Raw genomic sequence first — 15,216 nt, 5'->3', positions numbered from 1 at the left:
ACACGTAAGGAACGGTCGGCAGCGTCAGATGTGATAAAGAGACAGCAGGAGAGGGGCGCGAGGCCAGCGACGCGCCAGGCCCGCGCGACTCAGCGCCGAGCCGATCGCGAGCCCGACCGCGGTCCACCCCACCGAGCCGAGCACCGACACCACGAGATACGCGATCTGCGCCCACAGCGGCAGGGCCCCGAGGTGCGCCGCGAAGAACACGACCACGGCGACGAGGATGCCGATCACACCCGCCGACAGGAAGAACCGCCATGCGCCCCACGCACGGTAGCGGGTCAGCGCGGCGATCCCCTCCTGGATCGCACCGAACAGCAGCGCCGTGCCGATGAAGCGCAGCGACCACGCCGGGTTGAACGCGCTCGAGATGAGCGCGGCGATCACGTGCGTCACGAGCGCGACGAGCGGCCTGCGCAGCACCTCCTGCGCGATGATCCCCGGCAGGACGTGCGACCCGAGCACGAGGCCGTAGAGAAACGCCGGGCCCGCGAGAACCGGAAGGGTGATCCAGCCGGCGATGCCGCCCAGGATGCCGGTGGCGACGCCGATCGCGGCGCAGACGAGCAGCACGCGCGTCGACAGGAGAGGGGTGCGGGCCACGCTTCCAGACTACTTGCGGAGGGATGCCGCGACGGCCGCGAGCCGCCGTGCAAAACCGGTCGCCGCATCCGTTCGACGCACCGCTCGTCGCATCGTCCGCACCGCTCGTCGCACCGCTCCGCCGCCGACATCCGTGCGACCGCCGTCGATCCCTAGCGTGGGTGAACGCAATGACGCGCATCCCGAGGAGAACCCCATGACCGCATCCTCGCCGCACAGCCGCGGCGCCGCGACCACCGACGACGATCCCGTGATCGTCACCGACCCGACGCTTCCGCCGGTCGCTCTGACCGACGAGCACCACGAGCGTTCGGACCGCTGGACTCTGCCGAAGATCCTGCTCTGGACCGCCATCGCCCTGCTCGGCGGCGTGGCCTGGGTGATGCTGGCCATCGTGCGCGGCGAGACCGTGAACGCGATCTGGTTCGTGTTCGCGGCGGTCTGCACGTACCTGATCGGCTACCGCTTCTACTCGAAGGTCATCGAGCGCTACATCACGCGTCCCGACGATCGTCGGGCCACGCCCGCCGAGGTCAAGCAGGACGGCAAGGACTACGTCCCCACTGACCGCCGAGTGCTCTACGGCCACCACTTCGCCGCCATCGCCGGCGCCGGCCCGCTCGTCGGACCCGTGCTCGCCGCGCAGATGGGCTACCTGCCCGGCACGATCTGGATCATCGTCGGTGTCGTGCTCGCCGGCGCCGTCCAGGACTACACGGTGCTGTTCTTCTCGATGCGCCGCGGCGGCCGAACGATCGGCCAGATGGCGCGTCAGGAGCTGGGGAGGATCGGCGGCACGGCCGCGATCGTGGCATCCCTCCTCATCATGCTCATCATCGTCGCGATCCTCGCGCTGGTCGTGGTGAACGCGCTCGGAGAGAGCCCCTGGGGTGTCTTCTCGGTCGCGATGACCATCCCGATCGCCCTGTTCATGGGCGTGTACCTGCGCTATCTGCGCCCCGGCAAGGTCACCGAGGTGTCGATCATCGGCTTCGTGCTGCTGATGGCCGCGATCATCGCGGGCGGCTGGGTCGCCGGCACCGAGTGGGGTCAGGCGATCTTCCACCTCGACCGCACGACGATCGCGTGGGGCATCATCATCTACGGCTTCATCGCCGCGGTGCTGCCCGTCTGGCTGCTGCTCGCTCCGCGCGACTACCTCTCGACGTTCATGAAGATCGGCGTGATCGTCATGCTCGCCGGGGCGATCGTTCTCGTGCGTCCCGAGATCTCGGTCCCGGCCGTCAGCATCTTCGGCGAGAACGGCATGGGGCCGGTGTTCGCCGGTCCGCTCTTCCCCTTCCTGTTCGTGACGATCGCGTGCGGCGCCCTGTCGGGTTTCCATGCGCTGATCGCCTCGGGGACGACGCCGAAGCTCGTGGAGAAGGAGCGCCAGACGCGCTTCATCGGCTACGGCGGCATGCTCATGGAGTCGTTCGTCGCGATCATGGCCCTCGTGGCCGCGATCTCGATCGACCAGGGCATCTACTTCGCGATGAACGCGCCGACCGCCGCGACCGGCGGCACCGTCGAGGGAGCCGTCGCCTTCGTCAACTCCCTGGGGCTGACGGGCGTGAATCTCACACCCGACATGCTCACGGGAACGGCCGCGGCGGTCGGCGAGGAATCGATCGTGTCGCGCACCGGCGGCGCCCCGACCCTCGCGCTCGGCCTCGCGCACATCATGCAGCAGGCGCTCGGCGGTCAGGCGCTGATGGCGTTCTGGTACCACTTCGCGATCATGTTCGAGGCGCTGTTCATCCTCACCGCGGTGGATGCCGGCACCCGCGTCGCGCGCTTCATGCTGCAGGACTCGATCGGCGCCTGGTTCCCGAAGTTCCGCGACGTCTCGTGGCGTCCCGGCGTGTGGATCTGCACCGCGATCATGGTGGCCGGCTGGGGAGCGATCCTCATCCTCGGCGTCACCGATCCGCTCGGCGGCATCAACACGTTCTTCCCGCTGTTCGGCATCGCGAACCAGCTGCTGGCCGCGATCGCGCTCGCCGTGGTGCTCGCGATCGTCGCGAAGCGCGGCCGGAGCTACTTCAAGTGGCTCTGGATCATCGGCCTGCCGCTCGCGTTCACGGCCGTCGTCACGATCACGGCATCGCTGTACAAGATCCTGTCGCCGGTCCCCGCGATCGGATACTGGGCGAACCACTTCCGGTACCGGGAGGCACTGAGCTCGGGCGACACCTCGCTCGGTGAACCGAAGGTTCTGGAGGCTGTCATCCGCAACACCGCGGTGCAGGGCACGCTGTCGATCATCTTCGTCACCCTCGCGATCGTCGTCATGATCGCGGCGGTCGTGGCGACCATCAAGGCGATCCGCAACGGCGGAGGGGAGAACAGCGAAGACGCGCCGGTCGCGTCGCGCCGTTACGCCCCCGCGGGCTTCCTCCCGACCGCCGAGGAGCGCGAGCTCGAGAAGCAGTGGGAGCCGATCCTCGCCGACGATCGCAAGGCATCGACGCACTGAGATGACCGACACGATGAACCGGACGGATGCTGCGGCCACCGCCCTGCGGGCACTCTGGTGCACCGCGGGGCGGGTGGGGCGCGGCATCCGCTGGTACATGACGACGCTGATGGGCGACACCGCGTACGCGACCTATGTCGCCCATCACCGGCGCCACCACCCCGATGAGGAACCGCTGACCGAGCGGCAGTTCTGGCGTCAGCGCATGGACGACCAGGACCGCAATCCGGGTGCGCGCTGCTGCTGACACGCGCGTGTCACCTACGTCGAGACCCACCGCGCGCGTCGAGACCCACCGTCCCCGGCGCTGGCGGGGGTGGGTCTCGACGGGCCGGGTGGGCCTCGGCGAGAGCATCAGGGATGCCGGATGCCTAGGCTGAAAGCATGAACGACGTCGTCCTCGCCGCGGTCCTCGGCGCGGTCGGCGGCATCGTGCTGACGGTGCTGCTGCTGCTCGCGCGGAGGCTCGCGCGCGGGTCGACCGATCTCGGCAGCGATGCCGAGCGCGCGGCGCTGCAGGCCCTGCACCAGGCCAGCCTCGCGGCGCCGCATCTGCGGGCGGGGTTGGCGGGGCCCGACGTCGTCAAGGCCGCGCGGCACCTGCGGGTGCTGCTCGGCAGTGCGGCGGTCGCGATCGTCGGCGCCGACGACGCGCTGTCGTTCGACGGGCCGTCCGATGGGCTGGAATCCGCCGCGGTGCGCATCGCCCGGCAGGTGCGGGCCTCGGGGCGGCGGCAGGTGTTCCCCTCGACGGACGGGCGATCGGACGGCCTCGAGGGTGTCGGCGCTCCGATCGTCGTCGACGGGCAGATCATCGGTTTGGTCGTCGCGTTCGCGTCTCCCGTGGGGGCAGCGCTCGTGCGCGCCGCGCAGGAGGTGGCTGATTGGTGCGCGGCTCAGGTCGCGCTCGGCGACCTCGACGCCTCGCGCACGCAGTTGGCGGAGGCGGAGCTGCGCTCGTTGCGCGCCCAGATCTCGCCGCACTTCATCTACAACGCCCTCACCGCGATCGCGTCGTTCATCCACACCGACCCGATGCGCGCCCGCGACCTCGTGCTCGAATTCGCCGACTTCACGCGGTACTCGTTCCGGCGGCAGGGGGAGTTCACGACGCTCGCGGAGGAGCTCGGCAGCATCCACTCCTTCCTCGAACTCGAGCACGCACGGTTCGGCGAGCGTCTGCGCGTGACCCTGCAGATCGCGCCGGAGACGCTCACGACCGTCATCCCGTTCCTGTCGGTGCAGCCGCTCGTCGAGAACGCCGTGCGCCACGGCATCGAGCCGGGAGAGGGCGGAGGAGAGATCCGGATCGTCTCGCGCGACGACGGCACCCATACCGAGCTCACGGTGGAGGACGACGGCGTCGGCATGGATCCCGACGGGCTGCGCGCCACGCTCACCGCGGCCGATGACGGACTGCACGTCGGCCTCCGCAACGTCGACACACGTCTGCGCCAGCTCTACGGACCCGACGGCGGGCTGGTGGTCGAGACCAACACAGGCGCGGGTACCCTGGTGCGAATGCGGGTGCCGAAGTCGCAGCCGCATCATGACCCCGACAACGACTGAGACTCCGATGACGACCGAGGTGGGCATGATCGACGTCCTCGTCGCCGACGACGAGAAGCCGGCGCTCGACGAGCTCGCGCACCTGCTGCGCCTCGACGCGCGTATCGGCGAGGTGCTCACGGCGACCTCGGGGGCGGAGGCGCTGCGGATACTGTCGCAGCGCGCCGTGCGCATCGCGTTCCTCGACATCCACATGCCGGGACTCCTCGGCACCGACCTCGCCCGCTCACTGCTGGCGCTCGCCGCACCTCCGGCCGTGGTGTTCGTCACGGCCGACGAGGCGCGCGCCGTCGAGGCGTTCGAGCTGCGGGCGACCGACTACCTGCTGAAGCCGGTGCGGGTCGCGCGGCTGCGGCAGGCCGTCGACCGGGTGATCGACGTCGGCGAGGTCGACCGCGCCGACGATGAGACGCTGCCGGTGACGATCGGATCGACCGTGCGGTTCGTGCGGCGCAGTGACGTGCGCTGGGTGCAGGCCCAGGGCGACTACTCGCGACTGCACACCGCAGACGGCGGCCATCTCGTCCGCATCCCGATCTCCGAACTCGAGACCCGGTGGGCGGATGTCGGCTTCCTGCGTATCCATCGCTCCACCCTGGTCCGGTCGGCGGCGGTGACGGAGGCGCGCCTCTCGGGTGCGGAACCGGCGGTGGTGGTGGATGCCGCGGTGCTGCCCGTGAGCAGGCGACTCATCCCCGCGGTGCGCGATGCCCTTCTCCGCGTCGAGGGGGCACCGTGACCGTGACCCCCAGACGCGTCCGCGTCACGGCCGAGACTCCCGCCCGGCGCACGACGCCCCTGACCCGCGGCATCGCCCTTCCCGGCTCGCCGGTCGATGAAGCGGATGCCGTGTTCACCCGAGCGCTCATGCGCAGCCAGCTGCGACTCGCCCTCGGAACGGTCGCGGGCTTCGTGCTCGTGGTGATCGCGCTGACGCTCGCGATCGCCCTGATCCCCGAGATCGACCGGTTCGTCATCTGGGGGCTGCCGCTGTCGTGGCTGCTGCAGGCGTACGCGTTCTACCCGATCATCCTCGTGTTCGCGGTGCTGTACGTCCGCACGGCGGCGCGCAACGAACGCCGGTTCCGGGCGCTGCGGGACCGGGAGTGAACGCCGTCTTCGACCTCGTCGGCATCGCGCTCGTCGTCGTCGCGACCCTGCTGATCGGCGTGTACGGGCTGCGGATCTCGCGGACGACCGGTGACTTCTTCGTCGCGTCCCGCACGGTGCGTCCGGTGTGGAACGCCTCGGCGATCAGCGGCGAGTACCTGTCGGCGGGGACCTTCCTCGGGCTCTCGGGCCTCGTTCTGCTCGACGGGGCGCGGGGGTTCTGGTTTCCGATCGGCTACGCCGCGGGCTACCTGCTGGTGCTGGTGTTCGTCGCGGCCCCGCTCCGGCGCAGCGGCGCCTACACGATCCCGGACTTCATGGAGGCTCGGCTCGAGTCGGCCGCGGCGCGACGCGTCACGAGCATCGCGGTGCTCGTGATCGGCTGGTTGTACATCGTGCCGCAGCTGCACGGCGCGGGCATCACGCTGCTCGTCGTCGCCGGGGTGCCCGAGTGGGTCGGCGCGGTGCTCGTCGCCGTGCTCGTCGCGGCGGCGGTCGCCGCCGGAGGCATGCGCGCCATCACGTACGTGCAGGCGTTCCAGTACTGGCTCAAGCTCACGGCACTGCTCGTCCCCGTCGTCTGCATCGCGTTCGCCTTGAGCGGCGGGCCCCACGATTTCGACCCCGCACTCGTCTTCCCCGCCGAGGCGGGGCCCTCGGGGTTCGACGCGTACGAGACGGCATCTCTGCTGTTGGCGCTTCTGCTCGGGACCATGGGGTTGCCGCACGTGCTGGTGCGGTTCTACACGAGTCCGACCGGTGTCTCGGCGCGGCGGACGACCGTGATCGTCATCGGCATGGTGAGCGCGTTCTACGCGGTGTCGAGCACGATGGGCCTCCTCGCCCGCATCGCCGCCCCCGACCTCGCTGTGCCGGGCGTCGCCGACACGGTCGTGCTGCTGCTGCCGTCGCGAGTGTTCCCCGGCATCGCTGGCGAACTGCTCACGGCGCTGATCGTCGCCGGGGCCTTCGCGGCGTTCCTCGCGACGTCCGCCGGTCTCGTGGTGTCGCTCGCCGGGGTGATCAGTCAGGACGTGTTCTCCGGATCCGTCCGATCGTTCCGCCTCTCCGCCGTGCTGTGCGCGCTCGTGCCGCTCACGGTGGCGCTGCTGACCGCCCCCGCCGGGCTGGGATCGAGCGTCGGCGTCGTGTTCGTGGTGGCGGCGTCGACGCTGTCGCCGGTCGTGCTGCTCGGCGTCTGGTGGCGCGGCCTCACGGCCCGGGGAGCCGTCGCCGGGATGCTGTCGGGCGGCCTCGCCGCGGGCCTCGCCCTGGTCGTCCACGTGGCGATCGGCGGAGTGGGCGTCGCAGCGCCGTACCTTGCCCAGCCCGCCGCGTGGACGATCTCGCTGGCGACGGCGGTCACTGTCGTCGTGTCGCTGCTCGATCCCCGGGGGCCGTCGCCGCGCACCGCGCGTTTCCTCGCGCGAGTGCATTCCCCCGAGCGGCTCTGAACCCCGGGGACCCCGCCGGACCGACGAGACCTCAAGAGCGACAAGTAATGCCGTACTGGCCTTTCGTCTAGGGTTTGACCCCGAACCTGGCAGTCCGATGTGAGACCGGGTTACTTTGAGCGGCGTTGCGGCAAGAGGCCGCACACGATCATCGGAGACTGAAATGGGTCGAACACCCCTCCGGATGGCAGCGGCCACAAGCCTGGCCGTGCTGTTCGTCGCGTCGACGGCAACCACAGGATACGCAGGCGTGGAGGAGGTGAACGCACCCACCCCGATCGAGGGGACGCCCGGTCAGTACATCGTCGTATTGAAGGCCGACCCCCTCGCCAGCTACGAAGGCGGAGTCGACGGCATCGAGGCGACGAAGCCCGCCGAGGGCGAGCAGCTCGAGCCCGAGTCGCAGGACTCGCTGCGCTACATGAAGCACCTCGAGGCCGAGCAGCAGACCGTCGCGCAGGAGGCCGGCGTGACACCCGACACCACTTACCAGGTGGTGCTCAACGGCTTCAGTGCGCAGCTGTCCGGCGAGCAGGTCGACACGCTCCGCGCCTCGAAGGACGTCTACGGCGTGTACCCGGACTTCATCCGTCACCCCGATGCCCAGACCTCCACGAGCTTCCTCGGACTCGGTGACGACAAGAAGGGCAAGGGCGGCGTCTGGCAGCAGACCGGCGGCGTCGACAAGGCCGGGGAGGGCGTCGTGGTCGGCGTCATCGACACCGGCATCGCCCCGGAGCACCCCTCGTTCGAGGGCAAGAAGCTCAAGCAGCAGAAGAAGGACAACAAGCGCCACAAGGGCCGCGAGCCCTACACCGACGGCACGTCCGTGTTCTTCGACAAATCCGACGGCGGCCGCTTCCAGGCGACCATGGTCGAGGGGCAGGGCTGGGACAAGGGGGACTACTCCAGCAAGCTCATCGGAGCGCAGTACTTCTCCTCGGGCGCTGCCGCCGCCGGCTTCGACTTCCAGTACGACTACCTCTCGCCGCGCGACGGAGACGGTCACGGATCGCACACCGCGAGCACGGCGGCCGGCAACTTCAAGGTGAAGGCGTCCGTCGAGGGCGTGGACTTCGGCACCATCTCGGGCGTCGCGCCCGGCGCGAAGATCTCCGCGTACAAGGCGTGCTACGTCGGACCCGACCCCACGGTCACCACCGACGACATCTGCGCGGGCAGCGACCTCATCGCCGCGATCGACCAGGCCGTGGCCGACGGCGTCGACGTCATCAACTACTCGATTGGCGGCGGCGCGGCATCCACCGTCCTCGCCCCCGAAGACATCGCGTTCTTCAACGCGGCCGCCGCGGGCGTCTTCGTCGCAGCGAGTGCAGGCAACGACGGCCCCGAACCGGTCACGGCCGACCACGCCTCGCCGTGGTACACCACCGTCGCGGCATCCACCATCCCGACCTGGGAGGGCACGGTGCAGTTCGACGGCTTCGCGCAGGCGGGAGCCTCGGTCAGCGTGCCGTTCGGTCAGACCGTGACCGGCCCCTCGGTGTACGCCGGCGACATCCCGGCGTCCGGTTCCTCGGGTGCGGATGCCGCGGTGTGCCTCCCCGGCACGCTCGACGCCGCGAAGGCCGCCGGCCACATCGTGGTCTGCGATCGCGGCAACAACGCGCGTGCCGAGAAGTCGCAGGTCGTGAAGGATGCCGGAGGCATCGGCATGGTCCTCGTGAACGTGCCGGGCGGGGCCGACTCGCTCGACAACGACTTCCACGCCATACCGACCGTGCACCTCGCCTCCGCGTACCGCGCGGCCGTGCTCGCCTACGTCCAGGGCGGCACCGACCGCCCGATCTCCCTCGTGGGCAAGAACACCACCGGCGTCACCACCCCGACGCCGCAGATCGCGGGCTTCTCGAGCCGGGGACCGATGCTCGCCGACGGCAGCGACGTCATGAAGCCCGACATCGCCGCTCCCGGCGTCGCGATCCTCGCGGCGACCAACAACGCCCCCGACGAGGCGCCGACCTTCGGCATCCTCTCCGGCACCTCGATGGCGTCGCCCCACATCGCCGGCCTCGCGGCCCTGTACCTCGGCGAGCGGCCCAACGCCAAGCCCGCCGAGATCAAGTCCGCGATGATGACCACCGCGTACGACACGGTGAACGCCGACGGATCGCCGAACCGCGACCCGTTCTCTCAAGGTGCCGGCCAGGTCGACCCGAAGCGCATGTTCAACCCCGGCCTGCTCTACCTGAACGACGTGGTCGACTGGATGGCGTTCCTCGAGGGCAAGGGACTCGCCGACTTCCCCGGCGACCCCATCGACGGCAGCGACCTCAACTCCGCGTCGATCTCGATCGGCTCGCTCGCGAGCGCGCAGACGGTCACCCGCACGGTCACCGCGACCGAGAAGGGCACGTTCACGGCATCCGTCGACGTCCCCGGGGTGAACGTCACCGTGTCGCCGTCGACCTTGAAGTTCGACCGCCCCGGCCAGAAGGCGACCTACACCGTCACGTTCGACAACCAGAGCGCTCCCGTCGAGCAGTGGGCCACCGGCTCGCTCACCTGGACGAGCAAGAAGAACACGGTGCGGTCTCCCATCGCGGTGTTCCCGGTCACGGCGGATGCTCCGGCAGAGGTCACGGGCACGGGCGTCGACGGATCGACCACGGTCGAGATCACGCCGGGTGTCGACGGGGATCTGCCCCTCGGGCTCTCGGGCCTGACGCCGTTCACACTGCTGGAGGACCCCGACGGCCGCGTCGTCGGGCACTCGGGCGACGAGGCATCGGGTGACGCGAACAAGGATGTGTCGTGGATCGTCGACGTACCGGAGGGCACGACGCTCGCCCGGTTCGACCTCGACTCCTCGGACGACACCGGCAGCGACCTCGACCTGACCGTCTACCGGGTGGTGAGCCCCGACGACCTGCGGTACTACGAGCAGTGGCGGTCGGCCACCGGATCGGCCGACGAGCAGGTCACCGTCACCGCCCCGACCGCGGGCACCTATCTGGTCGTCGCGAACGTGTACGCGACCTCGGCGCCGACGACGTGGGACATGACCTACGCCACCGTGCAGCCCGAGGGCGAGGGCGCGCTGACTGCCACGCCGAACCCGCTCGCGGTCGTGCGCGGAGAGAAGACGAGCTACGACCTCAACTGGACCGGCCTGACCCCCGGCACCCGCTACCTCGGGCTCGTGCAGTACGGCGACTCGGCCGTGCGGACGATCCTCACGGTCGATGTTCCGGCCGCAGCGGATGCGCCGGATTCCGCCGCCCCGGAGACGGAAGCCCCGGAGACAGAGGCTCCGGAGACGGAAGCCCCGAAGACCGAGGTTCCGCCGACCGAGGCTCCGCCCACCGAGGCTCCGCCGACGGCGCAGCCCGAGTAGCAGCTGCGTCGCACTTCGCTCGCCCGACGACCGGACTCCTCCCCCTCGGTCGCCGGGCGAGCGTCGTCTCGCCCGTGCGGATGCTGCCGTGAGTCTCGTCAGCGCGGGATCTGCGCTGAGCGTCCCGGGCGCAGGGACCACGCGGGCCACCAGCCGTCGCGGAGACGGCCGAGATCCTTCGCCGCAGCATCCAGCCGCTCCGATGAGAGCGACGGATCGGGGGCGCCGCTGCTCGACCGGTCGCCGCCGACGCCGAGGATCCGCGTGTGCACCCAGCGCTGTCGACCGATCGGGAACACCTCACGCAGTCCTCCGGCGGCGATCGCGAGCACGGTCTCCTCCAGCCGGTCGGCCACCGTCGCGGCGGTTTCGTCGCAGGCATCGCACGTGCAGCCAGGCATCCTCTCGCGGAACAGCGCTCCGGCCTCGACGTCGATGCCGACGTCCGTCGAGCGCAGGGTGATCGGCGCTCCAGTCGACGGTCGCAGGTGTGTGACCGGTGTCCCCCGATCGTCGGTCCGGCGCTCGACGTCGACGACGTACCACGTCTCGAGATGGTCGATCAGGGCGTCGACGACCGAGAGCACGGGCGCGAAGCGCTCGGGGTGGGTCTCCCGCGAATAGGCGTCCTCGGGCGGCGACTCGTCGCCCCAGCGCGATCCGTAGTGGATGACCTGACCCTCGGCGTCGATGAACGTCTGCGCCGGGAGCGGTGGACGCGCGAAGGGCACCGGTGCCGGGACGAGGTCGACCGCAGCGGGCTCGTTCGCGATGCTCGAGAGCTCTGCGTCGTCCTGATCGGCCTGGGGCCAGGAGGCGATCTCGTCGAGAAAGGCCTCGCGCCGATCGGGGTGCTCCACGATCATCCGGATGAGACCCTCCACGGGGATGGACCGCGTCGACGTGCCCACTTCGGGTTCGTTCGTCATCCGCCACGTCGCTCCGGGGTGGGCGGTGGTGATCGTGTTGCCCAGGAACCGTGCGGCGGAGGTCGCCCTTTCGGGGGGGCGAGAGGATCGCGGGATGCTCCGCGAGGAAGGCCCACAGCGCGGCGAGGTCCTCGGCGAGGGCCGCGGGATCTTCACCCGTATCGCGCGCGAATCGCGCGAAGAGTTCGAAACCCGTCACGAAGCGTGGGGGCTGCGGTGCGGGGGCGCTGGGCCAGATCAGAGAACCACGGGAGGCGTCCGGCATCTCGCTCAGCGGCCCGCGAAACACATCCGATTCCATCGCCGTCAGATCTTCCGCCCGCGGGGCATCAGCCGCACGTCGGGCAGGGGCGGCGCCGGGATGCGCACGTCGTGCCCCTCCACCGATCCGAAGCGCTCGGATGCCGCCTCCCAGTCCTCGCGCGCCGACACGATCTCCTCGTGGGACCTGCCCGCGAAGTTCCACCACATGACGATCTCGTCCTCGAACGGCTCCCCGCCGACGAGGAACAGCAGGGCGCCGTCCGCGCTCGACACCTCGACGGCATCCCGCTCGTCGCCGAGGTAGAGCATGTCGTTGAGCTCCGTCGGATGCTGCGACACCACCGCATCCCCCTCGACGAGCATGAGCCCGTGCTCCCAGTCGCCCCGCAGGGGCAACCGCACCGTGCTGCCCGCGGCGACCGCGATCTCGGCACCGACGATCGGCGTGTGCACGGTGGCTGGCGAGGTGATGCCGGCGAACTCGCCTAGGACGACCGTGGCCGCGGCATCCGCTCCCTCGACCGCGCGGAGAACGACGCTCGGAAGGTCGGTGTGACGCTCGAACCCGCCCGCCCCGTGGCGCGCGCTCTCGGGCAGCACGACCCAGAACTGCAGGGCGTCGAGCGGGATCGGGTCGTCGCCGATCGAGTACTCCGAGTGCGAGATGCCGTTGCCTGCGGTCATGAGGTTGAGCTGGCCGCGGCGCAGGTCGGCGTCGCTACCGAGGGAATCGCGGTGCCGGATCTCGCCGACGAGCGGCCAGGTCACGGTCTGCAGGCCGATGTGCGGGTGGGGCTCGACCCGCATGCGCGTGTCGGCGGGGCCGAAGCGGTCGAGGAAGCACCACGCGCCGATGGTGGGCAGGTTGCGGTGCGGCAGCAGGCGCAGCACGTTCATGCCGCGCACGCCGCCGAGTGGCACCTCGCGTGGCTCGAGGACGATGCGGCGCTCGCCGATCATCAGGAGTCCGCGGGGTCGGTGCCGGAGGCATCCGTGCCGGCTGCGTCCGTGCCGGCGATCGGCGCCGGTCGCTGCGGCCAGCGGATCTCCGCGCCGGGGATCTCGTGCGTCGTCAGATACTTCGCGATGTAGGGGCACAGCGGCACGATCGCGTCGCCCGTCGCCGCGGCATCCGTCAGGGCATCCTTCGCGAGGATGCTCGCGAGCCCCTGCCCCTGGAATGCCGGGTCGACCTCGGTGTGGATGAAGCGGATGGCGCCGGGGCGCTGCTGGAACTCGGCGAAGCCGGCGAGCGTGTCGCCCGAGTGGATCTCGTAGCGGGAGGCGTCGTCGTTGCGGGTCACGGTGAAGTCGGTCATCGGATGCTCCTTCGGGCGTCTGCGTCCAACCTACGCCCGCGGGCCGACCCGGAGGTCGTTACGCTGGAGGGATGCCGCAGACTCCCCGTGACCCCTACGAGGACCTGCCGTTCGCGGATGAGCCGCCCTCCGACGGATGGGATGGCGACGGGTGGGAGCCCTCCGAGCCTCCGGAGCCGATGGACTGGGAGCCGCAGGGCGCCGGGTTCGAGCCTCCACTGGACTGGGGACCCGGACCGAGCACGCGGGTCGCCGCAGCCCCGGCATCCGCTCGCGCTGCGCAAACGGTCCGCCGAGCCACGCCGAGCCGGTTCGCGACGGCGCACGAGGCGCTGCGCACCGTGTTCGGCTACGAGGAGTTCCGTGGCGACCAGGCGGCGATCGTCGACCAGGTGATCGGCGGCGGCGACGCGGTCGTGCTGATGCCCACCGGCGGCGGCAAGAGCATCACGTACCAGGTGCCCGCGCTGGTGCGCGAGGGGACGGGACTCGTGATCAGTCCCCTCATCGCGCTCATGCACGACCAGGTCGACGCGCTGCGCGCGAACGGCGTGAAGGCCGCGTACCTCAACTCGACGCAGTCGATCGACGAGCGCCGCGAGGTCGAGAGGGCCTACGTGTCGGGCGAGCTCGACCTCATCTACGTGGCGCCGGAACGCCTGTCGAGCCCGGCGACGACGGCTCTGCTGCAGCGCGGCACGCTCAGTGTGATCGCGATCGACGAGGCGCACTGCGTGTCGCAGTGGGGCCACGACTTCCGCCCCGACTACCTCGCCCTCGGCGACCTCGGCGAGAGGTTCCCCGGGGTGCCTCGCATGGCGCTCACGGCCACCGCCACCCGCGCGACGCACCAGGAGCTCACCGAGCGCCTGCACCTCGACTCCGCGAAGCACTTCGTGGCGAGCTTCGACCGACCCAACATCCAGTACCGCATCGTGCCGAAGGTCGACCCGCGCAAGCAGCTGGTCGGCTTCATCCGGGAGCAGCCGGACGGTGCGGCGGGCATCGTCTACGCGCTGAGCCGCAAGTCGGTCGAGCAGACGGCGACCTATCTCGCCGCGCAGGGGCTCGACGCGTTGCCGTACCACGCGGGTCTGCCGGCGGAGGTGCGCGCGGCGAACCAGTCGCGCTTCCTCCGCGAGGACGGCGTCGTCATGGTCGCGACGATCGCGTTCGGCATGGGCATCGACAAACCCGACGTGCGCTTCGTCGCCCACATCGACCTGCCGAAGTCGGTCGAGGGGTACTACCAGGAGACGGGCCGTGCCGGGCGAGACGGCCTGCCGTCGGTCGCCTGGATGGCCTACGGCCTGGGCGACGTCGTGCAGCAGCGTCGGCTGATCGACCAGAGCCCCGGCGACCGCACCTTCAAGATGCGCATGGGGCAGCACCTCGACGCCATGCTGGCGCTGTGCGAGACGGTGCAGTGCCGCAGGCAGAACCTGCTCGGGTACTTCGGGCAGGACTCTCAGCCGTGCGGCAACTGCGACACCTGTCTCGAGAAGGCCGAGACGTTCGACGGGCTGATCCCGGCGCAGAAGCTGCTCTCGACGATCGTGCGGCTCAAGCGCGAGCGCAATCAGGCGTTCGGCGCAGGGCACCTCATCGACATCCTGCGCGGAGCGTCGACCGAGCGCATCCGTCAGCAGGGCCACGAGAAGATCGCGACCTACGGCATCGGCTCCGACCTGAGCGAGCAGGACTGGCGCAGCGTGATCCGGCAGCTCCTGGCCCGCGGCATCCTGGCGGCGCAGGGCGAGTACGGCACACTCGCCCCCGGCGCCGAGGCGCCCGGCGTGCTGAAAGGCGAGACGCCCGTGCCGCTCCGGAAGGACACCATCGGGCGGCCGGCCTCGTCGTCGCGCGCCCGCAAGGCGAGTGCGGCGGATGCTCTGGATGCCGGTGACCGCGGTCTCTTCGAGGCGCTGCGCGCCTGGCGCGCCGGCGTCGCCCGCGAGCAGGGCAAGCCCGCGTACGTCGTCTTCGGAGACGCCACCCTTCGCGCGCTCGCCGAGCACCGGCCGACCTCGCTCTCGGACCTCGAGGGCATCACCGGCATCGGCGAGAAGAAGCGCGAGGCCTACGGCGAAGACGTGCTCGCCGTGATCGCGAACGCCTGACCGAGAGT

General features: G+C 70.4%; 12 protein-coding genes. 8 read left to right on the top strand and 4 right to left on the bottom strand.

Going from position 1 to position 15,216, the window contains the following annotated elements:
- Positions 1-24: 24 nt before the first annotated feature.
- A complete protein-coding gene (locus RAC69_RS16245) occupies positions 25-606 on the bottom strand; it encodes an ECF transporter S component (protein ID WP_375087745.1) in 582 nt (193 codons plus the stop codon).
- 196 nt (positions 607-802) lie between these two features.
- On the opposite strand from RAC69_RS16245, the gene RAC69_RS16240 reads away from it, so the two are divergent.
- From RAC69_RS16240 to RAC69_RS16210, 7 genes are all read left to right on the top strand, one after another.
- Positions 803-3,085, top strand: a complete 2,283-nt coding sequence (locus RAC69_RS16240; RefSeq protein ID WP_375087744.1) for a carbon starvation CstA family protein — start codon at positions 803-805, stop codon at positions 3,083-3,085.
- 1 nt (position 3,086) lies between these two features.
- Entirely contained in the window at positions 3,087-3,332 is a 246-nt protein-coding gene (locus RAC69_RS16235; RefSeq protein ID WP_375087743.1) for a YbdD/YjiX family protein, read from the top strand.
- A 137-nt stretch (positions 3,333-3,469) separates the two neighbouring features.
- The gene (locus tag RAC69_RS16230) at positions 3,470-4,654 is read left to right on the top strand and encodes a sensor histidine kinase (protein ID WP_375087742.1); all 1,185 of its coding nucleotides are present in this window, start codon (positions 3,470-3,472) and stop codon (positions 4,652-4,654) included.
- Positions 4,655-4,679: 25 nt separating this feature from the next.
- Complete coding sequence (locus RAC69_RS16225; RefSeq protein WP_375087746.1) at positions 4,680-5,393, top strand: LytR/AlgR family response regulator transcription factor; 714 nt, start codon at positions 4,680-4,682, stop codon at positions 5,391-5,393.
- Positions 5,390-5,764 carry a heavy metal transporter gene (locus tag RAC69_RS16220; protein WP_375087741.1) on the top strand — a complete coding sequence of 125 codons (375 nt, stop codon included), beginning with the start codon at positions 5,390-5,392 and terminating at the stop codon, positions 5,762-5,764. The genes RAC69_RS16225 and RAC69_RS16220 overlap by 4 nt, the downstream gene beginning before the upstream one ends.
- Positions 5,761-7,218, top strand: coding sequence for a cation acetate symporter (locus RAC69_RS16215; RefSeq protein ID WP_375087740.1), 1,458 nt, complete (start codon positions 5,761-5,763; stop codon positions 7,216-7,218). The genes RAC69_RS16220 and RAC69_RS16215 overlap by 4 nt, the downstream gene beginning before the upstream one ends.
- 184 nt (positions 7,219-7,402) lie before the next feature.
- The gene (locus tag RAC69_RS16210; RefSeq protein ID WP_375087739.1) at positions 7,403-10,576 is read left to right on the top strand and encodes a S8 family serine peptidase; all 3,174 of its coding nucleotides are present in this window, start codon (positions 7,403-7,405) and stop codon (positions 10,574-10,576) included.
- 98 nt (positions 10,577-10,674) lie between these two features.
- Here RAC69_RS16210 and RAC69_RS16205 read toward each other — a convergent pair whose 3' ends face one another.
- From RAC69_RS16205 to RAC69_RS16195, 3 genes are all read right to left on the bottom strand, one after another.
- Positions 10,675-11,505: a DUF6226 family protein gene (locus tag RAC69_RS16205; RefSeq protein ID WP_375087738.1), complete on the bottom strand. Its 831-nt coding sequence runs from the start codon at positions 11,503-11,505 to the stop codon at positions 10,675-10,677.
- Between the two features lie 306 nt (positions 11,506-11,811).
- Complete coding sequence (locus tag RAC69_RS16200) at positions 11,812-12,729, bottom strand: pirin family protein (protein ID WP_375087737.1); 918 nt, start codon at positions 12,727-12,729, stop codon at positions 11,812-11,814.
- Entirely contained in the window at positions 12,729-13,088 is a 360-nt protein-coding gene (locus RAC69_RS16195; RefSeq protein WP_375087736.1) for a GNAT family N-acetyltransferase, read from the bottom strand. Before RAC69_RS16195 ends, RAC69_RS16200 begins: the two co-directional genes overlap by 1 nt.
- A 71-nt stretch (positions 13,089-13,159) precedes the next feature.
- Here RAC69_RS16195 and recQ point away from each other — a divergent pair, with 71 nt between their 5' ends.
- Positions 13,160-15,208, top strand: coding sequence for a DNA helicase RecQ (gene recQ / locus RAC69_RS16190; RefSeq protein WP_375087735.1), 2,049 nt, complete (start codon positions 13,160-13,162; stop codon positions 15,206-15,208).
- Positions 15,209-15,216 lie beyond the last annotated feature (8 nt).

Source organism: Microbacterium sp. LS_15 (assembly GCF_041954735.1).
Classification (GTDB): domain Bacteria; phylum Actinomycetota; class Actinomycetes; order Actinomycetales; family Microbacteriaceae; genus Microbacterium.
Note: the sequence above shows the minus strand (reverse complement) of the source record. Positions and strands in the feature narration are given on the sequence as shown.

Excerpts from the sequence above, each read along its gene's own strand:
- RAC69_RS16240 (WP_375087744.1), top strand. The coding sequence starts at position 803 with ATGACCGCATCCTCGCCGCACAGCCGCGGCGCCGCGACCACCGACGAC.
- RAC69_RS16235 (WP_375087743.1), top strand. The coding sequence starts at position 3,087 with ATGACCGACACGATGAACCGGACGGATGCTGCGGCCACCGCCCTGCGG.
- RAC69_RS16230 (WP_375087742.1), top strand. The coding sequence starts at position 3,470 with ATGAACGACGTCGTCCTCGCCGCGGTCCTCGGCGCGGTCGGCGGCATC.
- RAC69_RS16225 (WP_375087746.1), top strand. The coding sequence starts at position 4,680 with ATGATCGACGTCCTCGTCGCCGACGACGAGAAGCCGGCGCTCGACGAG.
- RAC69_RS16210 (WP_375087739.1), top strand. The coding sequence starts at position 7,403 with ATGGCAGCGGCCACAAGCCTGGCCGTGCTGTTCGTCGCGTCGACGGCA.
- RAC69_RS16205 (WP_375087738.1), bottom strand. The coding sequence starts at position 11,505 with ATGACGAACGAACCCGAAGTGGGCACGTCGACGCGGTCCATCCCCGTG.
- RAC69_RS16200 (WP_375087737.1), bottom strand. The coding sequence starts at position 12,729 with ATGATCGGCGAGCGCCGCATCGTCCTCGAGCCACGCGAGGTGCCACTC.
- RAC69_RS16195 (WP_375087736.1), bottom strand. The coding sequence starts at position 13,088 with ATGACCGACTTCACCGTGACCCGCAACGACGACGCCTCCCGCTACGAG.
- recQ (WP_375087735.1), top strand. The coding sequence starts at position 13,160 with ATGCCGCAGACTCCCCGTGACCCCTACGAGGACCTGCCGTTCGCGGAT.